Genomic DNA, 26,070 nt, shown 5'->3' on the forward strand with positions numbered 1-26,070 from the left:
TGTTTGTAAACGTATCCATTCCCTACAAATCCGATATTTATGCCGCGATAAATTGTTAATTTTAACTATAAATTTGTAAAATACAATTTACATTTTGTATCTTTAAATTATAATAAAAGCGTAATACATATTTTGAAAAGGTATAAAAAAATGATTCAGTGGAGATACACTACGCTCTACCTCATTTTCAATATGCCATTTCTTATTTCAAAGGGGGTTCATCAATGCAATATTCTAAACCATTACATATTGAATCATTCGAACAAGATCGTCTCCATCCCAAAGTAGCGCTCAAAATTGTACTCGTTATCGTGGTGACACTCATCACCGCACTGATTAATTTCATAGCTACAGATTGGGTGCAATTTATGGTTGATCAAGGCGTTAGCGAAACACAAGCTCAACAAATGACAGAATTCAGTAAATATTTTGGCCCAATTGTTGCATTTATTAATGTATGGATTATAATCGGGCTCATGATGTTGATTGTCTTTGTAATCGGTAAAATTTTTAAAACAGACGCCCGTGCTAAAAGCATCTTTGCTGCGATTTTAAGATATTCTATCATTACAGGTATCATCGAATTAATGATTGTCCTTATTCAATGGATTGTAGGGATTGATGTGAACCAAATTATCCTCGACTCTTTAAATATTTTTGATCCCGGTAATACGAAGCTTGGTGTGATTCGACTATCTACATTCATTAGCGCTTGGTTATTTGGTGTGATGCTTCATTCAACACTGCACTTAAGCAAAAAAGTATCGTGGATTTTCGTAATTATTTATATCATTCTCTTTATCGTTGTGCCGTTTATTTTTGTATAAAACAACAAAGTGGTGTCACTTTCTTACATTAACTAAGAAACGTAACACCACTTTTTATATTCATCTTATTTTTTGACAACTCTGACCCATCTCCATACAAAAGCAAGGATGATAACAATGATCACTACAGTAATTAACCAAGATGGAAGGGCTAATTGGCCTTGAGAGAGATTAAATAACTGTACGATATAGATAAACCAAATACCTAATTGGACAGCAATAAACAATAAATAGATATCTTTAAGTTGACGTGCCATCCTCGATGTATGTCTCCCTTTCATATTCTCCTCAATTTTTGGTAAATAGTGTAGCAAGAGTGTTAATACACTCCATACGATGAGCATAATAATAGGCATAATCCATAATGTCCGTTTAGGCCCTAACTCATCAGGTGTACCACTAAAATTAAAATGAGTCCCTACCTGTTCTGGTAATCCTCCATATATGATAATAAGAAATACTAGCGCAACCACCCAGAATAAAGGCACCCATTGATTAATCCGCTTCATTCACAATAGCCTCCATTGTACGTCTGACACTCATTAAATACATGGTACCGAATTTCACTAAATGAACGAGTAATAGGTAAAGTTCATAAAATTGAATACGAAAATGTGCGCCTTCAGACAGTGGATACGTATCCCCATATGCGTCATAAAAATCTTGTGTAAAACCACCAAACACTTTTGTGGCACCTAAATCAAATTCACGATCGCCGTATAATGGTGCGGGATCGAATAAAGCTGGTGAGCCATCTGTTAAAAACATATAATTTCCAGCCCATAAATCACCGTGTAATAACGATGGTTTACTTTCATGATTAGATAACGTTTCTTCCATAATTTGACGTACTTTCTCAAATAAAGCATCATCAGATGACGACCATAATTGCTGGCGTCGAATCATATCCACTAATGGATCAATTCGTTGTTGAAGGAATAGCGTTTGCCATTGATCTGTCCAAGTATTGTCAAAGCGCACATCTTTTCCATCATAAGGTAAATGAAAGCCAAAGCGTCCTTCTGGTTCGTGATTTTGATGTAAATGTGCTACAAGTTCTCCAAGATCACGCTGACTACCATGTCTACCTTCGTCTAAATAACTTAATAAAAGATAGGCATTATGATCTATTTCACCACTTGCGATGACAATCGGTGCGGTAATGCCAACTTCTTCAAATGCTTGCAAACCAGCAATTTCAGCAGCGTAAAAATCTTCTGAACGATTCGGTTGCACTAATAAAAAATATGTGTCGTCTGAGGCGTCAATTCGATACGCATCATTCACATCTCCTCCACTGACAGGCGTAATCGATTGAATATCGTCAATAGGTAACTTTTCAAACCATTGTTCTTGCATGATTGAGACCCCTTTCTAACGTTGTTTTACTTGTTATTTACCACTAACCTTACATAAAATCACATTATTTTAAAACCCTTCTCATCTTAATTATAATGAAATTAAGTATAAATCAATGAATAAAGGAGTATAACGATGACTGATAAACAACAATTCATTATTGATGCGATGAATTATCGATTTGCGACTAAACGTTTCGATGCTAATAAAACAATAGCTGATGATGACTTTAATACAATTCTTGAAGTTGGTCGCCTTTCCCCTAGTTCTCTCGGATTTGAACCATGGCAATTTTTAGTTATACAAAATCAAGAAGTTCGAGACGCTTTAAAACCATTAAGTTGGGGTGCAGAAGGACAACTCGATACAGCAAGTCATTTCGTATTAATTCTTGCACGCAAAAATGTACGTCCAGAAAGTGACTACGTTCAAAAATTATTACGTGAAACAAAAGAAATGCCTGAAGAAGTCATTAAACAAATGCACGAACGTACTATAGATTTCCAAGATAAAAACTTAAACTTATATGAAAGTGAGCGTGCATTATGGGATTGGGCTAGTAAACAAACATATATCCCACTTGCTAATATGATGACGTCCGCAGCAATGTTAGGCATTGATTCTTGCCCAATGGAAGGTTTCCAATACGATGAAGTGTCTGATTTACTAAGCAGTAAAGGCTATTTCGATAACGATATTTATGAACCTTCAGTTATGGTTGCTTTCGGTTATCGAGAAGAAGACCCTAAACGCGACAAAACACGCCGCCCACAAAGCGACGTTGTGCAATGGATTGAATAAGCTAACAAGCGGGGCTGAGACATAAAGCGTTAATGCTCTGGAAAACCGATTAACGGTGTCCCAAAAGTAGGATTTTCGACAGAAAGTTCACGATTCGCCAAAATTTGACGTATTGTAAATGATCAAATGTGCTTTGACACATTTGTAAGAACGACTAACTAAACGAAGTCGTTCTTTACTTCGTTCGTTTCTGCTCAAATCCTGAGCGCTTTTGTCCCAACCTCGTTTTTATTACCATCTCACTGTTTCCCTCTTTAAATTCTGCTTTAATTCACTTTTCAAACTTTTTTATATTCAAATTAACACAATATGAATAAGTATGTTATTATAGCCATGATTTAATTATATTTACGTCAACACATAGCATGAATGAGAGGTTTTTTATGTGAAAGAATATATTTCAATCGTATTTTGGATGCGCGCAATTGCTTGTTTGGGTGTAGTGTTAATCCATTCCATATCACACACTATTGCCATCAATCCAAACCTTGAAAAGAATCAATGGCCTACTTATGTCCAAATTTTCCTAATGTTTTGTACACCTATGTTTGTATTTATTACCGAATTTTTAAATGCAAAATTTTATGGGGATACGTTAAAAAAGGGATTTTTTAGAAAAAGATTGCTTTATTTAGGCATTCCATTTATAGTCGTCAATTTGATATGGACATGGATACAAGTTTCGCCGCGTCATTTATCAGAATTCTTATCGACCTTTATTTTAGTTTCTTTTCGAGGCTATTCTGTTACATATTTTATAGTCATTATTTTTCAGTTTTATATATTACATATGGTTTTCTCAAAATATTTAAGAAAGCTCAATCCATTCTTAATGATCGGTATCTCTATTATAATCACTTCTATTTATTGGGGCATTCGTTTAATATTCCCAGCGCCTAATAATATTATAGGTTCATTAATATGGGCAAAAGAAGGACAAACCATTTTTATAGGGTGGATAACCTATTTCCTTTTAGGTTATTATATCGGTATTTACTATGATCGTTTTATTCAAAGTTTAAAGAATTATCGTATACATATTATTGGATTGATGATTTTTAGCATTATCTTTGTATTGCTAACTCATAACTTAGGTATTAATAGTGCAATTGGTTCTAAAAGGTTAGATACGCCACTTTATACAACGGCAGTTATTCTATTGTTATTCTTAGTTGGTTCTTATTTCAAGTATGTTCCGAAATTCATTCTATTTATAAGTAACTTTTCTTTTAGTATCTATTTATTGCATTTATTTTTCATCTACAGTTTCCCAATGACACACACGCATTTTGGTTACGATATTTTATATAAATTTTTATTAGCGATAGTGATGTCTATTATTGTCGCTTACTTAGTGAATCGTCTCATTATAGGTAAATATATCATTGGCGCAGTTACCAAACTAGAACATGCCCATTTGCTTAAAGGCACACTTAAATAACAACATTATCAATTTAACTTAAAAAATGGACTGATGTTTTCTCAAAATTCATCAGTCCATTTCTTATTATTATTTTAAAGCATCACTTTATTTAAGCATTCGTTTCCACTTTATCCACTATAGCGTTATAAACTCTTTCGTTATTATGATGGTCAATGTGATCAAAGACTTCTGATAAATCGCTTTGTGCTGGTTGGCCACCTTCTGTCACGACTGTTTGGATTTTATGAATTAATTCTTTGTTATTATACGCGATTGAGCCAATAAAGGTTTCATGAATAGGTCTCAAAATGCCTTTTCTGAAAAAGCGCGCCACATCAAAATGATAGAAAATAACAGGTTTGTTCATATAAGAAAAGTCAAAACTTACACTGCTGTAATCAGTGATTAATAAGTCATGTTCGATCAATAAATCTTGAACAGTGCGCTCTCCTAATTCCACAAAGTGAATACGTGCATTCATTTCATCTACATATTGTTGGAAGAAGCTTTGCGCACGATAATGTGGGTAAAAGTTCAATTCTAAATCGTGCTCTTCTAAAAAGGCTAACAATGTTGGATCGTTAATTAAATCTAAATATCGTTTTAGATAATCACTGTTTTCAAAAGCAAAGTCTGAATTTAACCAATCTCTCCATGTTGGCATCAGTAATATTTTTGTTAGCTTACGTTCAGGTTGTAATGGTAAGCGGTCAAAACGTGATAACCCTGTTACCGCCACTTCCGCGTCATCATAACCTAACTGTGCCATCGCTACATTTTCTTTTTCTTTCGTACTTGTGACATTAAATAAATCAAATGGCACTTGATAATATTGTTTGTGATATTCTACATTTTTACGTCCCATAATACCATGTTGTAAAAAGACTTTGACCGTATCTTTATAGTTCCAGAATGGCGCTGCTGTTTTAAACGGTACAATGTTTTCTAAATCATGCGTACAAATGAGTACTTTGGCGCGAGAAACGACCTCGAAATGCGCTTGGCTACCGAAACGCAGCACATGAGGATCTTCTTTAATTTTGTCATAGTCTTGTGATAGCTCATCTATCACATAATACGCCTCAATGTGCGTATGTTCACGTAGCCATTTAAATAACGCAATACCGTTGTCTTGCGCTGTATCTGTACGTTCACCGATTAACCATACATTGGCATCTAGCTCGCCTTGATCTAATATTGATTTTTCCGTTTCTGTAATCGCAAATGTTTCTAATTTGATATTGCCAAATGGCGTAATCGTTGCCATATAGTACGTTTCTTTTCCTTGAGTTTTAATGTGTTTTAAACTCAAAATATCATCTTTTTTATACTCAACATTTCTATATTTGATCTTATCCTTACGAACTAATGTATCTTGATTGTATATCGTAATAAAAATATCAATGACTGTTTTAGGCATTGTTTTAATAGCTTCGATGTGTTCATAAGGAATATCAATTATATGCTCACCACGACCAATCGGAATATGATAAGCTTGGCCAGAGACTCTTTCTTCAAATGTTAAATAGTGATTAAAACTTGAATAAATCGTATGTGGTTGGTAATAACAAGACATTTGTGACTCATTAATCCAATGAATGCCTAGACGATTTTTCGGTTTTTTACTTACGAAAGTTAAACCATTGCGTTTGATTGTTTTTAAGCTAAATACCTCTTGATGTACTCTATAATAGTCTTCAAATTTAGATATTTTTTGCGGATTGATTAACAATACTCGTTTGTTTTGAGTGCCAATTTCTTTATAAACAGCAACCAATTTCTTAGTTTGGGAAGAATCAAAATAAGTTAACGGTATGTGCGTAAAGATCGTCTCTCCTTCTACTTCCACCGCTAACTCATAATACGTATTAAAATTAGAATCCATTAAAGCTAATGTATCGAAGACAAATGCTTCTTCTGTATCAAAGATCGTTGCTTGGTTCAGATCTTGCTGCATTATCAATCGGACATTCAATGTCGTATCATCTAAAAAGCTGTTAATACCAGCCATCTCAACATCAAGCTTATTCGATTGAATTCGCACTTCATCATTTTGCCATTCGTGTTTCATACATAAAAAATATGAGAAATAATAGCTATCAAACCAAATCGGGAAGATATGTTGTTGGTTTATACCAAATACTTTATATGACTGTGCCTTTGTATCTTTTTGAAGTTGTTGAATATCGATTTCGTTTTGTTCATTGACTGGCACTTCGATAGACTCATACCGATTTAATAACAAAATACTATCTAACGGTGCATTTGTGTTCAATTTAACAGCATGCTCAGACGTATTAGATAATGACATGTGATAAACGTCTGAATGATATTTATAATTCGTGATAAAACGTGTTAATTGAAGCGATTGATTCACTTCGATAGTATAAATGTTTTCATTCGCATGAATCATTTGTTTATGATCCAATGAAGACACAACCCATAATTTTTGCCCTTTATAATAAAAATCAATTTGATGATCATTTTGGCTTAATTGTTGTGTAGGAATGGCTACTTTATAAGTTTGAGTTGTTAATTTTTGTAATTCAAAATGGACGTTTTTATCATCAATACTGACCTCAAAATGACTTTTGTTAAACTGATAAAAATGCGTCAATTTAATAACAACATGTAACATTGTGCTATCACTATCGCATGATAGCAGTTCAAATTTTTTCCTGAACAGTTGTTTTAAGTTATTTTGCATACTGATACACCTTCTTTACTTGTAATTCTTATCTTTTTTTGTACTTGTTCAAAAAAGTTTTAAAAACTGTTGTCACTTATCATAGACCAACTCACAAATCAATTTAATTACGATAAAATTAAAAATCAACTAATTTGATTATGCTTGAAATTCGGATATCATTGTCTTATAGTGAATTCAAATTATTAACGTAGATGCATTAAAGCGAGGGAAGTAATATTATGACACATCCTTTAACCATTATTATACCTATGTATAATGCTGAAATTGACATTGAAGGTTGTATTCAATCTGTGATTCAGCAATCCTCTCAAAACTTTGATTTGATGATTATTAATGATGGTTCAACCGATCAAAGTGAGACACTGTTAAATGAACAACTAGACCATTACGATAAAACAGTGCGTTACATTAAGTTAAATCAAAATTATGGTCATGCTTATGCCCGTAATGTAGGTATGTCTAAAGTAACAACACCCTATTTTATGTTTTTAGATACAGATGACACTTTGGCACCTTATACTGTAGAAACATATTTAACAGCTTTAAACCAACAAGATGTGCTGTTTGCACCGATTACACCTTTCAGAGCCCACACTGCTGAATCTAACACACTAGATACAACCGCGCTTGAACAACACCACTATCAACAAGAAGAGATGATTGAACCGCTCTTAAAACATCGTGCGGTGAGCAACATCGTCTTCAAAACATCCATTATTCATACATATCAACTGAGTTTCAATACAGATCTAAAGATTTATATAGACTGGTCGTTATTAATTGATTATATGGCACATGCTCAGACGGCTACTCAATTAACAGGCGTCGACTTTTACTATCGTGGTGAACTGCTGGATCCATTTATGACGAATCGACTCACAATGCAGCCGTTTACAGAACGATTCTCTGACTATACGAAGGCCTTTTACGATGCACTAGCGCACACACAAAACACGACGGTTCGACGTGTGATTTGTCAGGAAATGTTAGCACGAATTTATAAAGACTTTGACCCAAGTCAACGTGAGATTAAAGAGCGTTATTACACTTTCCATCGCATGTTGTCAGAGCTTATTCCTTTATTAAAGCCAGCTATTTCCTATCATCAGAAATTGCTGTTTAAATTAGAACTGATGTGTTTGAAATTAGGCTACATTCCTGGTGCATGGTTTATGAATAAATATCGCTATCGTAGCCGCTTGTTGAAAAATATCGCATTAAATAAACCAAGCAAACATTATTCGAAATACATGCTGTACAATACAGAATGCGCTGTAAAACCAGGCAAAATTGTCTTTGAATCCTTTGGCGGCAAATCTTTTAATGATAGTCCAAAAGCCATTTATGATTATATGACGACGCATTTCCCAGGTTATGACTACCATTGGGTGTATAAAGAAGGCAGTGAACCGCATTTTCCAGATGATGTGCACATTGTTCAAAAAGGCACAAAAGCCTATTACGATTTATTTAAAACCGCTCAAGTTTGGGTTTCAAATGCGCGTGTGCCACTTCACTTAAAGAAAAAGGATAATCAACTGTATATTCAGACATGGCATGGGACACCTTTAAAACGATTAGCCAATGATATGCCACAAGTTCGTTTGCCTGAAACAACGACAGCTCGTTATAAGCGTAATTTTTACTGGGCAACACGGCGTTGGGACTATCTGATCTCTCCTAATGCCTATTCAACAGAGATCTTCCAATCTGCTTTTTGGATGAATCCTCATCAAATTTTAGAGATTGGTTATCCAAGAAATGATGTCATTGTGAATCGTCAAAATGATACAGATTACATTGCCTCTTTAAAGGCAGCACTGGATATTCCCGCGCATAAACGCGTGGTGTTATATGCTCCAACATGGCGTGATGATGAATATATTCAACAAGGAGAATACACCTTTAACCTTAAGATTGATCTAGCACAAATGCAGCAACAATTAGGTGACGACACGGTCATTCTTCTCCGTATGCATTATCTGATTGCTAATCAACTGGATTTATCAGGGTATGAAGGATTTGCCTATGATGTATCTAATTACAGCAACGTATCAGAACTGTATTTAATCAGTGATTGCTTAATTACGGATTATTCATCTGTCATGTTTGATTACGGCATCTTAAAACGCCCACAGTTGTTCTTTGCGTATGATATTGATAAATATGCTAATGACTTACGTGGCTTTTACATTAATTATCATGAAGATTTACCGGGACCAATTTATACAGATGCAACCTCTCTCATCGAAGGCTTGCAGCAATTAGATCAGGTCGCTGAATCATATCAACCTAAAATCGAGCGTTTTTACGAACGTTTTTGCGCTAATGAAAATGGACGTGCTTCAGAATATGTCGGTCATTTGATACATGATTACATCGAAAACCAACAAAATTAAATAAATGTTGATAAAAAAGCCTTCAAAGTCCAATTTTAAATGAACTTTGAAGGCTTTTAAAGGTTTGTGAGCTTAATTATATGTACAAACCAGTAATATTGATTAAAAATTTGCTTACATACACTAACTCACTTGCGTTCGAAGTGTTTCTAATTCCGCTTCCTGGGCGATTTTGCTCTTAATCAAAGGTTCGCCTGCTCACTTTCGTTCGCATGCATAACGTACACTAATCTCATTGTATTCGAAGTGTACGTAATTGTCCGCACTTTGGTGGTCATATATGTCTAAGAGTTGTTGGGTGGCTGGGTGTCGTGTGGTGTTGAATAGATTTTCTATTGGGAAGTCGTCGACTAATTGGCCTTGATCCATGACGAGGATGCGATGGGCTATGTTTTGTAAAAAGGCAATGTCATGTGAGATGACAATCATTGTTTTGCCTGCTTCACTGGCGTAGCGTTGAAATTGTTCTGTCATTTTTGCTTCTGCCATGACGTCTAAGTTTGCAGTAACTTCATCGCATATTAATAAATCTGGTTTTAACATCAAGGTCCGTATGACGTTTAATCGTTGTAATTGGCCACCACTGACTTGATTCGGGCGTTTTGATAAAAGGTGTTGAGGGACTTTCATTTGGGTCATTAATTCATCACGATACGCCTTAATATCCGCTTCTTGTTGCGCGCTATAATGTGCCGCTTCATCTAATGAAGATTGCAGTGAACGTTTCGGATTAAACGCGTAACTGGCATGTTGAAAAATGGGCAAGGTTAATTGAAAGGTATTTTTAATATGCCCTTGATCAGGGACTAATTCTCCTAAAATCAATCGTCCTAAAGTGGATTTACCAGAGCCACTTTTTCCGACAATCCCAACTATTTCACCGGGCTCTATCGTTAATGACACATCATCTAAAATTAACATTTGTTCATAACTAAATCGCACGGATGAAACGTTAAGCATGGGCATCACCTCTTTTTAACTGGCTTCTGCGCTGAAAGAGTTCGCGCGTGTAGTCACTCACATCATCACGCTGTAATAATGCTTTTGATCCTTCATCTACAATATGGCCTTCTCGAAGTACATAAATATAATCGCTAAATTGCAACACATGCGTTAAATTATGCGTAATGATGAGTAACGTTACCTCATGTTTATCAGCTAAATGATGCAATAAATCCATCATTTGATATCCTGTGACCACATCAAGTGCCGCAGTGGGCTCATCCGCAATAATTAATGAGGGATCTAACATCATGACACTTGCAATGAGCACACGCTCTAATTGCCCACCAGATAGGGAGAATCGGTACCGTTTCATCATATCAATATGGTCCAAACCGACCCACCCTAATGCTTGTTGCACTTTGGCTTTAGCCTGTTGTTTAGAAACAGCATAATGCTGGCGATAAATCGCAATCAATTGCTTACCAATTGAAATATGCGCATTAAAGCTATGCGTGTAATCTTGCGAAATATATCCAATATGACGGCCAAGTAACGACTTGATGGAGGTTACATCTTGACCATTAAAACAAAAAGTATCATAACTTACCGTTAAATTGGAAGGCAACGCTTGTAATAGTGATTTGGCTGTAACACTTTTACCGGAACCACTTTCCCCAATCAAGACATTTACTTTATTTTGGAATAGCTTAAGATCGATACCATGTATTAAATGGTGAGAAGGACTATAAATATTTAAATTTTTAACACTCAATAACTCATTCATTTAAATCACGCCCTTCTTTCGCAAATCGATCGCGCAATGTATCTCCGGTTAATTGGAAGATTAAAATGGTGATAGTAATCATAAAGGCTGGTGCAATCAGCATAACTGGGTGTGTCGTCATATAATCTCGACCCGCATCTAACATCGCACCCCACTCTGGTGAAGGTGGTTGTGCACCTAAACCTAAAAATGATAGAGAAGAAATATATAAAATAATCTTTCCAAAATCCACTGTCATAATGACAATAAGTGATGGTAAGACATGTGGTAAGATATGTTTCACCATAATTTTAATCGTTGGTACATTAAAATGTTTGGCCATGCGAATATAATCTTTATCGCGGACACCACTCACAATCGTTCGTGTCATTCTAGTGAAGGTCATCCAACGTAATAAAGTCATCGCAATCACTAAATTCCATATACTTGGCTTTAAAAAACTAGCCATCGCAATCATCAATACAAATTCTGGAATACTCAACCCAATATCTACAATTCTCATAATAATCCGGTCAATACGCCCTTTAAAATAGCCGGCGATTAGACCAATAGGCACACCGATGACAATCGTCACCAATAAAGTCAGTAAGCTGACAATTAACGTGTAACGCGCCCCAATGACAATACGGGCAAATAAATCACGTCCATAGTCATCTGTACCGAGCCAATGCGCGGCACTCATCGGTAATAATGTTTCGCCAAGATGTACCTCGAGAGCATCTTGTTGCGAGACAAACAATTGCGCAATGACAATGACTGCAATATAAACGATACAAATCCAAACCATTACCGGTAGGCGTTTTAAACGTGTCATCATGAGCGCATCACCTCACGATCGGAAGCTTTAGCACGTGCCATCGAACGGCGACGTTTCGCATATCTTTGTTCAGGATCTAACCATAATACAATTAAATCACTCAGGAAGTTGGCGATAATCACGAAGACCCCGATCATTAATACCACACCTTGAACGACCGGATAGTCTCGAGCTCGAATACTATCAACAAGGAACTGACCAATACCTGGGATGCCAAACAAGTTTTCAATAACTACAGTCCCGCCAATTAAACTACCAATCGCCATTCCTAGTATGGTCACAATAGGAATTAAAGCGGGTTTCAAAATGTCATAAAAGAAAATATAGCGTTCAGACATACCACGTAATCTTGAGGCTTCAACTTCTGGACTACGATATAAATCAACCACATTCGACCGCATCAATCTAACATAATATGCACACATGCCGATGCTCATTGCGATCACGGGCAACACAAGATGAAATGGCGTTTCAAACCCTGATGATGGTAATACATTAAACTGCACTGAAAAAAGATAAATTAAAATGATCCCTAAAAAGAATGAGGGAATACTCACAGTAGCAGAAGTAACCACGCGAATGATTTGATCAAATGGACGTTGATAATACCACGCAGCGATCACACCTAATGGCAGTGCGACAACTATGACAACCACAATCGTTAATCCAGCAATCATCAAAGTAGGTGGTGCATAAAATAATAACTCTTTAAGCACAGGCTCTCCCGTTTGATAACTTGTGCCAAAATCTAGCCTTACGATTTGACCTAACCATTGAATATATTGTTGGAAAATAGAATCGTTAAATCCCATTGCATCTCTCGTTTCATTAATCGCCGTTCGAGATACATTGGATTCTCCAACATCTAAAATCGCATTAACTGGGTCTCCGGGTGTTAACTTCATTAAAATAAAAGTGATGGTCGAGAGTATCCACAACACGACCACCATTTGAATAAGCGACCCGATTAAACGCTTAATTTTCATCTTTCATTCCAACTTTATAATCGATAAGATAAATACCTTCTGGTGTAGCTTTAAAGTTAGAAACGTTACTATTCAAGGCGTCAATCGTATCATTATACGTAATATAGCTATTTGGAGTATCTTTTGCAGCTTCATCTACAATGTCATTTGATAAATCTTCGCGTTTATTTTGATCAATTGATTGATTTAATTGCTCGATCATTTTTGTAACTGTGCTATTGCTGTAATTACCTTTGTTGACCGCACCATCTGGATCATATGCTTGGTTAAAGAAGTAACCTGCATCTCCACGTGGAAAGGTACCAAAGCTATACATTGTTGCATCCCATTGAGAACGGTCTTCTAAGTAACCTTCAATATCGTCTACATTGCGAATATCGATATCAATATGTGCTTTTTTAGCATCTGATTGGATGACTTGAGCAATTCTTGGTAATTCTGGACGACCATCATAAGAGACCAATTGAATTTTAAGTGGTTTATCTTCTGAATAACCAGCATCTTCCATTAATTGTTTCGCTTTTTTAATATCTTGTTTAGGCACATCTTTTTGTTCAACAAAATCTAATGAATCATTAAATGGGCCTGTGGCTGGACGAGCATAGCCATTGGATACTTGTTCTGCAATACCTTTGCGGTCAATAATCGCATCCATTGCCTCACGTACCTCTTTAGTCATTTTATCGCTGTCTTGATTATAAACGACTAACTGTGTACGATAGCCTGGTACACGTGAAGTCTTAGTTTGATCATTATCTTCTATTTTATCTACACTTGTCACTGGTACATCTGTAATAAGATCTGCTTTACCAGATTCAAGGTCACTCACGCGTGTGTTACCGTCTTCTTGATACGTTACATTGACACCATCTAAAGCAGGTTCACCTTGCCAGTAATCATCGTAACGTGTAAGCTCAACTTTTTGAGATTGTTTATAATCTTTAATTTGGTATGGACCTGTGCCGATTGGTTCAGAATCTACATCAGTATCTGCATCGACATCAAAAATCGCCGCAAATGGACTTGCCAACTCTGACGTTAATTCAGGGTAAGGTTCAGTCGTTGTAATCGTGACATCTTGACCATCTGCAGTAATCTGATCAATTGGCAATGTTGCGTTGACTAAATCACTGTTTTTCAAAGCATAGTCTAAACTTTTTTTAACTTTGTCCCCTGTTAACTTTTCACCATTTTGGAATGTAATATCATCTTTAACGGTAAATTTGAGTTCTTGAGGAGATACTTGATCGTAATCATCAACTAATAAAGGTTCAACCTCGCCATCATCTGACACTTTAAATAAAGATTCAAGTGCACCTGATTGGACTGGCACATCCGTTTCATATGGAGCAATGGATGTTGTTTTAAGCGGTAACTCAATATCTAACACTTTGTCATTTGAGGCAGAAGGTGTACCGCAACTCGCTAAAATAACAGAACTGGTTGCAACCACAGCTAACCCATGTTTCCAATTCATACTATAAACGCCTTCTCTCTATATATTTATCTAATATCAATCATTCTAGCACATCTATATTAGGCGAACCTAACAAAAAACTTCAAAAATTTATATTTTATCTTTTTCTAAAAATGCCTTTGCTTGTTGATTAATTGTCTTAAAATCAATGCCTTGTTGCTGTGCTGCAAAACGCAACCGCAATAACATTGACGAAAAATGTTGTAATCATTACACATTGTAATAGAACGTTCATATCCTTTATTTTTCTTAAAATCACTAGGTAAATAATTCACATCATATAGTTGTTGCACGTCGAGACCAATTTCATTAATTAACTGCGCATTTTTCTTGGGTGACAGTGTAATCGCACTACCAAAATAATCATATCCCAATTCTACAGCTGCTTCGGCCACCATTTCCAGTCGCATACCAAAACACGCTGTACATCGTGCGCCACCCTCTGGTTCTTCTGTTAGACCACGAGATTTAGCCATTTTCATAAATTCATGCGGACGATAAGGTGCTTCGATATATTTTACATTCGTGCCATTACGTTGATTAAACGCTTCAACAAACTGTTCTTGCACACGAGCGCGTCGTAAATATTCATTTTTAGGATGAATATTTGGATTCGCAAAATAAATCGCAATATCAGCGTACTCAGTTAAAAATTCTAGTGTGTACGTACTACATGGTGCACAACAACTATGTAATAAAATGGACGGACGTGCCCCTTCTCTTTCCCAATTCATAATCATTTTACGTAACACTTTGTCGTAATTAATTTTTTGGTTTTTCATTTTAGTTAGTATACTTTCTGCTTGAATCATGATAGCCCTCATTTCTCCCATATGTTGTTCTTACTAACTATATCATATATTCCTCACTTATATTGTGGTATAATATGGCCTAGCTCGTCAAAGAGGTGAGAGTTATTTGAACTTCTATGATTTTATGCAGATATACATTGGTGATGATACATTATTAGGTGATTTGGCTCGGTACATTCACTCAGATGCTGAATTTCCTAAAGATATGTGTACATCCAATGAAATTCTAGCATATTTTCATGAGTCATGTAGAAGCGGCCATTTTAGCGTAGCTGATGTCAAACGAGCGATTGCAATTTACATGCAATTTGGATCAGCTTAACCGAGCCAAATCTCACTTATATAACTTATAATCAACCTCTGTATAGGTGAGGGTTGGGGCAAATGTTTTGGGGGAAGCCAAAATAGTTTGTTCCGACCGCCTACATACATTAAATAGACTTTGAGAATAAAAAATACCAAACATTTACACCCTTATAAGCGGTATCCCATTTTATAAATATATCAACGAAGGAGTACACTAAGATGAAAAAAGGTCTTATTATCGGCGTAATCAGTTTACTTGTCATTGGTCTTATTTATTTTTCAGTTTTAGCATTAACTCAAGATAAGGTTCCCTTTCAAAAGGAAGCACCAAAATCAGAGACAACGAAAAAAGAAAAGCCTTCCTCTGAGGAAGCAGTACCATCATCAGAAGAAACATACGAGGCGCCTGCAGCTAATACGTATCAACAATCAACAGAATCGCAATATACACCGAACAATTATACACAACAAGCACCACAGCAGGCACCACAGCAGGCACCACGATCACAACAACAACCATCAACACAACAATCTCAAGAAAAATCACAACAGCCATCGACTCAGCAACCAGCTTCAAACGAACAACCTAAATCAACACAACAAAGTGAGCAACCTTCTGCAGAATCAACATCATCACAAAATACATCCCGCTCTAATACACAAAACACTTCAAATAACACAAACAACTCAAGCAATTCGAATGACAATTAACACATACCATAAAAGGCTAAGATGTCTCACACATAACCGTGAGCATCTTAGCCTTTCTTTTAAAGGATGACCATTAGTCCTGATTTGATTATTGCAACAACAAAAGCAATTCTAGCAATCGTATATTAGCTACCTTCTTCGCGCTTCTTTTTTCTATAACTTAAATAATGGTAGACACCCCAAAAAAAGAATACCCAAATAAACGCTAAGTATCTATATTCACTAGGTAAAAATACTACAGACAGCACAATGATTACTCCAAAAATTAATAATAAAGAAAAATACAATTTCCAATCGACATTTTTTAAACGAACCATAATTCACGACCTAATTAATATTTTCTTTATAATAACAAAATATCACTCTATAGTTAACATTTTTCAATTATACTGTTACTTTAGTTTCATCGTTGTACCAAAAAGATATCGAATAAGGTGTCGATTGCAAGCCTCCTAAAGGATGACTTATGAGGATCAGGCGTTTAAAAATACTGATTGCACCTCTACGCCTCGCTTTACTGAGCACTTCGAACAAATGTGAGTTAGTGATCAGTATGCATATGAACGCAAGTGAATAGGCGTTCCTCTCTATGCCAAAGAAGTCTCGGCTAAGGTGGCAATCAGTGGAAAGCACCTCGAAATCAAAAGTGCACCATAACCACTCAAATGTTTCTCTATGTTACTGAGCAATTATTTTAAATGGTTTCGGTTGCGAGACTCCTGACAGATTACGCCGAAGTGAGAAATCCTAAAGGATGACTTATGAGCAAAGTGAATTATGTCATCCTTACACATACGAACGTTAGTGAGTAGGTGAACCTTGATTTTTCCTTAAATTTTTAATGAAGGTTTGATTAGTTCGAGCGAGGCCTGTAGGAACGCGAGCAATAACGAAACCATTTAAAACTAACAGTTTGAATTCAGTGATCGATTTTGCTCGGGGCCAACCCGCTTTCTTCCGCACTTTATTGTGTTCGTAAGATTTTTTCCATTGCTTTTCCTTTGGCTAGTTCATCGATCATTTTGTCTAAGTAACGAATTTCTTTCATGAGTGGGTCTTCAATCTCTTGTACTTTGACACCGCAGACGACGCCTTTGATTAAATGACGGTTAGGATTGAGTTCTGGTGCCTCATCAAAGAATGTCTCAAATGTGTTTTCTTTATCTAATTGTTCCTCAAGTTCCTCTTGTGTATACCCTGTGTGCCAACGAATAATTTCATCGACTTCTTCTTTTGTACGGCCTTTCTTTTCTGCTTTATTTACATAGCTTGGATATACTTTTGAAAAAGCCATTGTTTGAATTTGATGTGCGATAGGACATAACCTCCCTATTGTTAATTATAAAATGATTTTATTCGTTAAATTGAATCACCATTAATTTCGCAAAGTCATTTTGTTTATCCCATTGAACTTTGCCATTCAATGATTCTACCATGCGATTAATTTCTTCAACATAAGTATAATATTCTGTATTTAAATCCTCAACTAAATTTAAATGGCCAAGTGCTGTATATTTTTCCACAAATTGTTGTTTTGTCGTTGGAGAATCAAATACGGTATCAATCATTACAATTTTACCTTCATTTGATAAAAATAACTTCATGTATTCAAAGGCTTGTTGTTTCATCTCGTCTGTTAAATGATGAAATGCAAAGGTAGAGATGATAGTATCAAAAGGTCCTTCACTTGGGATCGATAAAAAGTGACCATCATAGACTGTTTCCCCTAATTTATAATTGGCGATAGTACGCATTTCTTCTGATGGATCAATCGCTATGACTGAATCATGTGCTGCTTTAAGGCGTTGTGTTAAATTTCCTGTGCCAGCTCCTATTTCTAATATGCGTCCTGATGCGTTTGAAACAGCGTTATTTAACATTGACTCGTACCCTGCGAACACATCTTGATACTCATTATCTTCGCCTTGATTAAATACTGTATCATCATAGACGTCTGCCCATTCTTTAAATACATTCATAAATTCCACTGAAATAACCCCTTTTATTTCTTAGTTTTTCGATATGTATTATAAACTAATTTCTTGAGTCTTCAAATAAAATGAATTTCTAAATAAATAAAGCGGAAGAAACACTTAAATCAATAAGCTTTCTCCCGCTTCTCAAATATTATTCTACGATCTTACTTTGCTCGGCTTTCTTTGTAACTTTTCTTGTAAATGGATCAATCAATGGTTTACCAATTAATCCAATTAAGAAGAAGACAATTCCGAATATACCTAGAATCAGCAGTTTAGATACTAAAATTTCTGGTACTGGTCCTCCTACTGCCTCACGTAAGGCATCGATACTGTAAGAGAATGGTAAGAACGGATGAATTGTTTGGAAAAATTTCGGTGTGATTTCTACTGGGTACGTACCGCCACCACCAGCAATTTGTAAAATAAGGTAAATAATGGCCATCGCCTTACCTGGGTTACCAAATATTGATACGAGTGTATAAACAATCGATGTAAATATCACTGCGGAATAAGCACATATTCCGATAAATAACGGTATCGACTCTACGTCTGCATGGAAGATAAGAATATCACCAGACGATACCACAATAGCTTGTATGATATTAATCATTAAGAATAATCCCATCTTACCTAAATAAGTTTGTCGAATCGTTAAATAAGGTTGCAGTGATTCGTGTTTGTTATCTACTGTTAATAAACTTACAAGTAATAATGCACCAACCCAAATGGATAACGCCGTATAGAATGGCGCACTTGCTGAGCCGTTATTTTTAACTGGAAAGACGTTTTCTGACTGAATATCAATCGGATTAGCAATAACGTCTGCCTGTTCTTTTAAGTCATTTTGTAAGAGATCAATCAGTTCTTCTAATGTATTATTGTCTTCCAATTCTTGGAATACATCATCGGCTTTTTGTATATTATCTTCAACATTCGGCATTTCATTTTGCGCAAAATCAGCTAAGTTACTCAATGCTTGTTTTGCTCGATCTTGATTGTTATCTAATAACTGACGCATCTGATCATAGCGGTTAAATGCTTCTGGTAACTTTTCATTTGCTGTTTCAGTAGCTGAGTTTAATCGTGATTCTAATGCCGGTAAATCATTTTGTACAAAATCAGAAGCACGAGACACTTTATCTCTAATCACTGGGAAGTAGTCTTCTGCTGCATCCATCGCACTAATATACGCTGACTCAATCGCTGGTAACGTATCGCTTAGTTGAGTCAAGCGCTCATTACCTTCTGACAATAACGTTTGACCTAGACGAATGATATTTTGAACACCTTGTAATTTAGTTTGAACTGTATCGATTGTCGCTTCGCCATTATTAAGCGCAGTCGCCACACCATCTGATACATTTAACAATGCATTTCGAATATCATTTTTAATCACTTCTCCCGTCGCATTAAAGCGTGAAGAAATATCATCTAGCCCTTTCACAACATCTATCGCTTCTCTTTCTCCTGAATTACCAGAAGTAATCGCATCATTTAATGCATTTAAACGTTTTGTCACTTGTGAAATATCATCTTGCGAATTACGCAATTTTTGTTGAGCATCTGTTAAATCAATACCTTCTTGTTGCTCAACTTGATCTAAAAAGTCGCGATAGTCACGTAAAAACTTACTTGTATGATTCATACGCGTAATAATGTGTGTTAGTGGTTGTTTAAATGAATCAGGTTGACTCGCACCCATAACACCATAACTGATGTTTTCAGCCGCTTTAATGTCTTTTTGTGCCGCTTCAACTTGTGATTTTGCAGCACTATTGACGCCTTCTAATGCACTAGAATAAGCGGATGTCATTGCATTGGCATCTTCTTCAGTAATCACGCGTCCATCTGGTAATGGGTCTAAGTTAACATCATTAGATGTACTTAAAGGCGTTACCTTATAGTCTGTACCTTGACTGCTTTGAGGTGTTGTTTGAACGGCATTATTTGTCGTTTGATTGTTATTCAAAGCATTCGCAAAATCATTGTTTGCTGTTTGTGCACGATCAATCACTTCGCCAAATGCGTTCACACGTGCTTCAATGACTGGTAAACGCTCACTCGCATCATTTAAGTCTTGTAACCCTTTTTGGGTACCCGCAATAGCTAAGTCTACCCCATCATTGATAAAGGCGATACGATCTTTTTTCGCTTGATGAACTGTTTGTAAAGCACGTTCAATGTTTGGCATCATACGATCTAATGACACCACAAGTTGTGCCCGTTCATTGATAGCAGGAACACTTGCATTTAATTGATTCAAACGCTCTAATGCATTCACAGCTTCGTCTTTATAGTTTTCAAGGTTTCTAAACTGATCGGCCTTTTCATCCAATTGATCTTGGTTGTTATTTAAATTGATAATCGCTTGACGGAAACGTTCGATATTTGGCAAGGCATCTTGTGCTCGAAAAACGCCATCTCGCAATTTGTCGTATGCAGGAATTTGATCTTCTAACGATAAACCGAGTTCGTTGGCTTTATCGAATAATACGCCCGTCACCGTTTCATTAAATGTATCATTGGCTTTTGACACAAGAGCGCTTGTTCCCGCTTCAGTCATACCAGGTACAATAGCGTTAAGCTTTTGATTGACCTTGTATAATACTTTGGCTTGTTGAGGGTCTTTTCTTAATGTCCCCGTGATCTCATGGGTAAAGTCTTTAGGAAGATAAATGGCAGCATAGACTCTGCCCATATGTAACTCTTGATCGGCCTTTTCACGACTCATAAACCGCCAATCAAAATTATCATCTTTCCGTATTTCATCCTCTATATCGTCACCCACATTAATCTCTTTATCATTAACAGTGTCCCCATCATCTTCATTAACAACCGCAATTTTAATTTGGTCCGTATTTGAAGGTGGGTCCCAAGTTGCTGCTAAGTTAAACCACGCATAAAATGAGGGCAAGATCATCAGACCAATTACTAAAACTAAAGCTGCGGGTGTCTTAGCCGTTCGTTTAATATCCATCAGAAATAATTTGATGGCATTTTTCATATTTTTCACCTCAACTCCATTACTTACTATCCTACTTTAACTTATCAACTTGCTTAATGACGAACAAATTGATAGACACTCTCTCTATTTTAAATCATGGGTCTTTATTCTTCTTATATTTTAATGTAAACTGCTAATATATTCATTAAAAATCCCGTCACCTTTTTTAGTTGATACTTATCAACATTATAAGACGACTTTACATAGTATATCAGGGTCATCGTTATTTTGTATAGCCTCAAGGTAGAGATATTCACCACGAGATAGGACAAAAGCAATCATATTTTATGCCCAGATTATTTTATTATTACTATTATACAGGAGGGGTATTTTGAAGCCGAAATACATTGTGGTAGGCGCCTTAACAACTGCACTATTATTACCACCTTTAACATTGAACATTACACAAGCAGCCACCGAATCAACAACGCAACAAGAAGCCGATCAAACAGAACGTGACAACACATCTAAAGAAGACGCTTCAACAACTAAAAAAGAAAAAAATACAGAGGATGCAGCCAAAGAAGATCAACAAAAAGAGAAAAAGGATGAACCAACACAAGAGGATGCTTCATCAAGTCAAAAAGAAGATGACTCAAAATCAGATGAGGAAAAAGATCATGCGTCGGCGTCTCAATTTGACACCCCTTCTTATCAATATGACTTGTTTGCACCGTTTAAATTACCTTCATCAACATCGCGTTCATCGTTGCTAGATCGTCTTTTTGCACCATCTGAATCTGACACAAGTAACGCACCGCAATCAGATGAATCGACTGAAGGATCAAATGAAAATGAAGGAATGGAAGACGCCTCAGAAACGAATGCGTCCTCTACAGAGACACCATCAACAGAAAATTCAACTTCACCTGAAGAGCATACAGAAGAGAATTCATTAGAAGGCTCTGCATCATCTTCATATAATCCTAGCACACCCGATGATCGTAATTTTCTTGATAATTTAAATGCACTTTTAAATGAATATAAAGACAGTACTAACCGTGAAGATACAACAAACTCAACTGAAGACCCAATGAATACTGACGAGCAAGACAATACGCAACCTACAACTGAGGATCCTTCTTCAGAAAACAACACTACACCAGAAATGCCATCTGAAGAAGCCTCAACTGAAGCATCTAATAGTCAAGAAAATACAAACAACGACTTTGAGGAGACAGAACCTGATAACGAATCAGCTAACGATCAAACAGATACATCAACATCTGAAGAGCATACTAATGACAGTGCATCATCTTCTGAAGGAGAAACATCTATTGATGCTTTATTAAATCAATATAGTGAATCAGCACGTCAAACGCACAATGATTATTTAAAACAAAATAAAGACGAGAATGATGAAGCTAATGTTTCAGACACACCTGAAGTAGACTCAGATGAGACGACTTCAAGTAACCCTCAGATCCCTGATTCTAGCACATTAACACGTTCTGAAGCACAAGCACCAAAACAATCATTCTCAACAGATAACGCACAAAGTAATGCGTTGAGACAAACGACGCTTTTCCAGGAATCACCAAGCACTGACAGTAATGATCAATCAGAGCTGCACGCTGTACCAAATCAGTCAACGCGTGAATTTATTAATTCGATTGCTGAAGATGCCCACGACATCGGTCAACAAAACGATATTTATGCATCTATTATGATTGCACAAGCTATCCTTGAATCTGATTCAGGTCGCAGTGCACTGTCTCAAGCACCTAATTACAATTTATTTGGTATGAAAGGTGCCTATGAAGGGCAATCGACTGATTTTGATACATTAGAATCAGATGGACGTAACATGTTTCAAATCAACGCGTCTTTCCGAAAATATCCGGATACGAAAGCATCACTCAATGACTACGCTCGTTTAATTAAAAATGGTATTGATGGCGATCCTGATATCTATAAAGGCACTTGGAAAAGTGAAAGTTTAAGTTATCGCTCAGCTGCCTCAGCACTTGTAGGGACTTATGCGACTGACCCATCTTATGATAAAAAGTTAAAATCATTAATCGAAACGTATGACCTTGATCGATTTGATGACAAAGAAATGCCTGAGTTACTAACAGAGGAGGACGACTCAGGTGTAACAACAGAAGACACAGGAGACTTTAAACCTTTCTCAGTTTCAGGTGACTCTCCTTACCCATTCGGACAATGTACTTGGTATGTATACCATCGCATGAAACAGTTCGATTTAACTATTGCAGGAGATATGGGCGATGCTAAAGATTGGACACGTTCTGCTTTAGAAAAAGGCTATTCTGTCTCTAACGAACCAAGCGAACAAACCGTTGCTGTATTTGAACCTGGTGAATCAGGTGCAGATCCATATTACGGTCACGTAGCCTTTGTCGAAAAAGTAAATGATGACGGTTCAATTGTGGTGTCAGAATCTAATGTTAAAGGATTAGGCGTCATCTCATACCGCACAATCGATAAAGAAGCGGCACAATCTCTTGATTATATCGAAGGTGAATCTTAATTCACACATAAAGAAAGCAGAAATAGGACGGCCTATTTCTGCTTTTTTCTATTTCTTATGAAGAATGTTTATGTTTTTTACGTGATTTCCAAATGAATAGCACACCAACAATAACAACTACCACACCAATTGGTACCCAAGAATATTTCGCAACAGTACCCGTGTCAGGTAATTGAAAATTGCCTTTATCATCAAACAAGCCATCTAATAAGCCGCCACTCGTTGTATCTCGACCAATCAGTTCATATGGGTCAATATTCGGTTTTGGCGCAAAGTCATTTTGGAATAAACCATTGCTGCCACCTAATAAACGGCTACCACTATTTAAGCGATCCATTAGTTTATCATTTGTACTTGTTGATGGTAAATTAAGGGAATTTGAACGACTTGGTAAATCTAAACTAGGTAATCCTTTTAAAGGTGAGAAAATTTGACTTAATCGATCAGACGCTTTATCACGTGCTTGAGCGATATTACCACGTAGCGCTAACAATGTATTCGCTTTGTCATCTAACTCACCACGTACCAATCCTAACAAGTCTCGACCAGATTGAATATCATCCGCTAAACGGTCTGTTAGGAAGTCCGCATTTTCTGGACTTAATTTACTACCTAAAATGGCTTTAATAATATCTTTTTTATGATCCGAATTATTAAGTAAAGATTTTAAAATATCATCACTTGAGGCCTTTCCATCACTTGTAAAGTGTGATTTCAAACGTTCAATTACCGTTTCATTATCTGGATGACCTTCCATGATCGTATCCGCTAATGATTTGGCTTTATCCGTATTATATCGAGAAGCTAGTATTGCTTGAATTAAACCAGCTTGGTTAGAAGTATTGTTCAACATGCCATCAAGCACTGAATCACCAGTTATACCTTGAAGTTGGCCTACTTCACGTTGAATTTGATTAGCAAGTTGCTGATCATTTTGATTGTCGAAATCGATATTATCGAGACGTTTTGACGCTTCATTTTCATTAAATAATTGTTCGAATATCGTTTTAGTTGCCTGACGTTTATCGTCTGTATTTTTTAAATGATCCACAATGACATTATTTTGATCATCTAATTGTGTAGAAACTTCTTTAATACTATCTTGTAATTGTTGTTTTTGATCATCACTTAATTGTGAACTGTCTTGCGTTAAGTTACTCAAATCACTCAATGCATTACGTTTAAGTTCTGTATAGTCTTGATCTTTACTTTGTCGATCAGCTACATCTGTAATCACCTGTTGAATTTTTGAAGTGGTATCGCGGTTTTCTGATAAGTCTTCTGGATCTTTACCTGCAATTTCATTAATTGCGGATTGTTCTTCTTGATGCGGTGTTTTGTCGTCAGTAGACATATCAGGCGCGCTTGGTGTTGATTCTTTGTCTTCAGATGATGCATTATCGTCACTTTCTGAATCGTTACTGCCTCCACCATTGCCTGAATCATCTGAGTCATTTTGAGCTGGAGCAGTGCTATTGTCAGATTGCGCTTCAGTCGAAGTTGATTCCTCAGTTGAAACATCTTCTTCACCTTTTGATGGAGAGACATAAGCATCACTTTCATTTGTAGGTTGTTCGTTTGTAGCTGTACTATTGTTTTCATTTGTATTAACAGGATTATCATTACCTAGGAAATTATTGAGTGAATCAATCTTATCTAAAATTTTATCAAAATCGTCTTTTCCATCATCACTCGTACTGTCACTTGAAGATGATTCATCAGTGTTATTGCTCGTTTCACTTGATTCTGTAGTATTAGATTCTTCTGTGTTAGATTTGTTGTCTTGATCTTTGCCAACTGTTAACGTATCTCGTTGTTCTTTTTGTTGAGGCATATCAACCTTTTGATACATTTCATCAATTTGTTGGTCAATCGCATCTACTACCGGTCTACGATCATTATCAGTAGATTCTTTTTTAGCGGTTTCATTAGCGTCTTCAGCAGCTTGTAATACATCTTCAATACCTGTTTCAGAATGGTCATTAAGGCGCAATAATTCTAAAAATGAATTTTTATAATCCGTATTTAGATAGTCCAGTTCGTTTATTTTACCTTCTGCTTCGTCAGATAATGCTCTAACATCTTTTTCTTCTGATGGTTGTTCAGCTGTATTATTGTTAGCTGTATTTTCTTCTGTTGTATTATCCTCTTCAGCAGCTATAGAGGTATCGGTATCATGATGCATTAATGTGCCTGTTAATAGCGTTGCTGCTGTCGTCATAAGGGTCACTTTATA

General features: G+C 36.2%; 19 protein-coding genes and 1 pseudogene. 7 read left to right on the forward strand and 13 right to left on the reverse strand.

Annotation, left to right across the window (positions count from 1 at the left end; genetic code table 11):
- Positions 1–224 precede the first annotated feature (224 nt).
- On the forward strand, positions 225–827 hold the full coding sequence (locus ACEE93_RS08855) for a YIP1 family protein (RefSeq protein WP_449155299.1): 603 nt from the start codon (positions 225–227) through the stop codon (positions 825–827).
- Positions 828–892: 65 nt separating this feature from the next.
- On the opposite strand, the gene ACEE93_RS08860 is transcribed toward ACEE93_RS08855, so the two are convergent.
- Together ACEE93_RS08860 and ACEE93_RS08865 are read right to left on the reverse strand one after the other, a co-directional pair.
- A complete protein-coding gene (locus ACEE93_RS08860; RefSeq protein WP_449155298.1) occupies positions 893–1,336 on the reverse strand; it encodes a DUF1648 domain-containing protein in 444 nt (147 codons plus the stop codon).
- A complete protein-coding gene (locus ACEE93_RS08865) occupies positions 1,323–2,186 on the reverse strand; it encodes a fructosamine kinase family protein (RefSeq protein WP_449155297.1) in 864 nt (287 codons plus the stop codon). Before ACEE93_RS08865 ends, ACEE93_RS08860 begins: the two co-directional genes overlap by 14 nt.
- 135 nt (positions 2,187–2,321) lie before the next feature.
- On the opposite strand from ACEE93_RS08865, the gene ACEE93_RS08870 reads away from it, so the two are divergent.
- Entirely contained in the window at positions 2,322–2,987 is a 666-nt protein-coding gene (locus tag ACEE93_RS08870; RefSeq protein WP_449155296.1) for an NAD(P)H-dependent oxidoreductase, read from the forward strand.
- 385 nt (positions 2,988–3,372) lie between these two features.
- Positions 3,373–4,428 (forward strand): acyltransferase family protein, encoded by a 1,056-nt coding sequence (locus ACEE93_RS08875; protein ID WP_449156509.1) that lies wholly within the window; start codon positions 3,373–3,375, stop codon positions 4,426–4,428.
- A gap of 91 nt (positions 4,429–4,519) precedes the next feature.
- On the opposite strand, the gene ACEE93_RS08880 is transcribed toward ACEE93_RS08875, so the two are convergent.
- Entirely contained in the window at positions 4,520–7,117 is a 2,598-nt protein-coding gene (locus ACEE93_RS08880; protein WP_449156510.1) for a CDP-glycerol glycerophosphotransferase family protein, read from the reverse strand.
- Positions 7,118–7,338: 221 nt separating this feature from the next.
- On the opposite strand from ACEE93_RS08880, the gene ACEE93_RS08885 reads away from it, so the two are divergent.
- On the forward strand, positions 7,339–9,519 hold the full coding sequence (locus tag ACEE93_RS08885) for a bifunctional glycosyltransferase/CDP-glycerol:glycerophosphate glycerophosphotransferase (protein ID WP_449155293.1): 2,181 nt from the start codon (positions 7,339–7,341) through the stop codon (positions 9,517–9,519).
- Between the two features lie 198 nt (positions 9,520–9,717).
- Here ACEE93_RS08885 and ACEE93_RS08890 read toward each other — a convergent pair whose 3' ends face one another.
- From ACEE93_RS08890 to ACEE93_RS08915, 6 genes and pseudogenes are all read right to left on the reverse strand, one after another.
- Positions 9,718–10,479, reverse strand: a complete 762-nt coding sequence (locus ACEE93_RS08890; protein ID WP_449155292.1) for an ABC transporter ATP-binding protein — start codon at positions 10,477–10,479, stop codon at positions 9,718–9,720.
- Positions 10,472–11,248 (reverse strand): ATP-binding cassette domain-containing protein, encoded by a 777-nt coding sequence (locus tag ACEE93_RS08895; RefSeq protein WP_449155291.1) that lies wholly within the window; start codon positions 11,246–11,248, stop codon positions 10,472–10,474. Before ACEE93_RS08895 ends, ACEE93_RS08890 begins: the two co-directional genes overlap by 8 nt.
- Positions 11,241–12,065, reverse strand: a complete 825-nt coding sequence (gene nikC, locus ACEE93_RS08900) for a nickel transporter permease (RefSeq protein ID WP_449155290.1) — start codon at positions 12,063–12,065, stop codon at positions 11,241–11,243. Before nikC ends, ACEE93_RS08895 begins: the two co-directional genes overlap by 8 nt.
- Positions 12,062–13,051, reverse strand: coding sequence for a nickel ABC transporter permease (gene nikB, locus ACEE93_RS08905; protein ID WP_449155289.1), 990 nt, complete (start codon positions 13,049–13,051; stop codon positions 12,062–12,064). The genes nikC and nikB overlap by 4 nt, the downstream gene beginning before the upstream one ends.
- Positions 13,041–14,528, reverse strand: coding sequence for a nickel ABC transporter substrate-binding protein (gene nikA, locus ACEE93_RS08910; RefSeq protein ID WP_449156511.1), 1,488 nt, complete (start codon positions 14,526–14,528; stop codon positions 13,041–13,043). Before nikA ends, nikB begins: the two co-directional genes overlap by 11 nt.
- Before the next feature lie 90 nt (positions 14,529–14,618).
- A pseudogene (locus ACEE93_RS08915) lies at positions 14,619–15,340 on the reverse strand (epoxyqueuosine reductase QueH).
- A 124-nt stretch (positions 15,341–15,464) separates the two neighbouring features.
- On the opposite strand from ACEE93_RS08915, the gene ACEE93_RS08920 reads away from it, so the two are divergent.
- Together ACEE93_RS08920 and ACEE93_RS08925 are read left to right on the forward strand one after the other, a co-directional pair.
- Positions 15,465–15,662, forward strand: coding sequence for a YozE family protein (locus tag ACEE93_RS08920; protein ID WP_449156512.1), 198 nt, complete (start codon positions 15,465–15,467; stop codon positions 15,660–15,662).
- 203 nt (positions 15,663–15,865) lie between these two features.
- Entirely contained in the window at positions 15,866–16,357 is a 492-nt protein-coding gene (locus ACEE93_RS08925; RefSeq protein ID WP_449155286.1) for a hypothetical protein, read from the forward strand.
- A 964-nt stretch (positions 16,358–17,321) separates the two neighbouring features.
- On the opposite strand, the gene ACEE93_RS08930 is transcribed toward ACEE93_RS08925, so the two are convergent.
- The 3 genes from ACEE93_RS08930 to ACEE93_RS08940 all read right to left on the reverse strand — a co-directional run bounded on the left by ACEE93_RS08930 (position 17,322) and on the right by ACEE93_RS08940 (position 21,340).
- A complete protein-coding gene (locus tag ACEE93_RS08930; RefSeq protein WP_449155285.1) occupies positions 17,322–17,651 on the reverse strand; it encodes a DUF2200 domain-containing protein in 330 nt (109 codons plus the stop codon).
- Between the two features lie 58 nt (positions 17,652–17,709).
- On the reverse strand, positions 17,710–18,336 hold the full coding sequence (locus ACEE93_RS08935) for a class I SAM-dependent methyltransferase (protein WP_449155341.1): 627 nt from the start codon (positions 18,334–18,336) through the stop codon (positions 17,710–17,712).
- Between the two features lie 148 nt (positions 18,337–18,484).
- Positions 18,485–21,340, reverse strand: coding sequence for a YhgE/Pip family protein (locus tag ACEE93_RS08940; protein ID WP_449155284.1), 2,856 nt, complete (start codon positions 21,338–21,340; stop codon positions 18,485–18,487).
- Positions 21,341–21,671: 331 nt separating this feature from the next.
- Between ACEE93_RS08940 and ACEE93_RS08945 the strand changes: the two genes are divergently transcribed.
- The gene (locus ACEE93_RS08945) at positions 21,672–23,834 is read left to right on the forward strand and encodes an amidase domain-containing protein (RefSeq protein ID WP_449155283.1); all 2,163 of its coding nucleotides are present in this window, start codon (positions 21,672–21,674) and stop codon (positions 23,832–23,834) included.
- 55 nt (positions 23,835–23,889) lie between these two features.
- Here ACEE93_RS08945 and ACEE93_RS08950 read toward each other — a convergent pair whose 3' ends face one another.
- The gene (locus tag ACEE93_RS08950; RefSeq protein WP_449156513.1) at positions 23,890–26,055 is read right to left on the reverse strand and encodes a hypothetical protein; all 2,166 of its coding nucleotides are present in this window, start codon (positions 26,053–26,055) and stop codon (positions 23,890–23,892) included.
- Positions 26,056–26,070 lie beyond the last annotated feature (15 nt).

Source organism: Staphylococcus sp. 11262D007BW, from assembly GCF_053547815.1.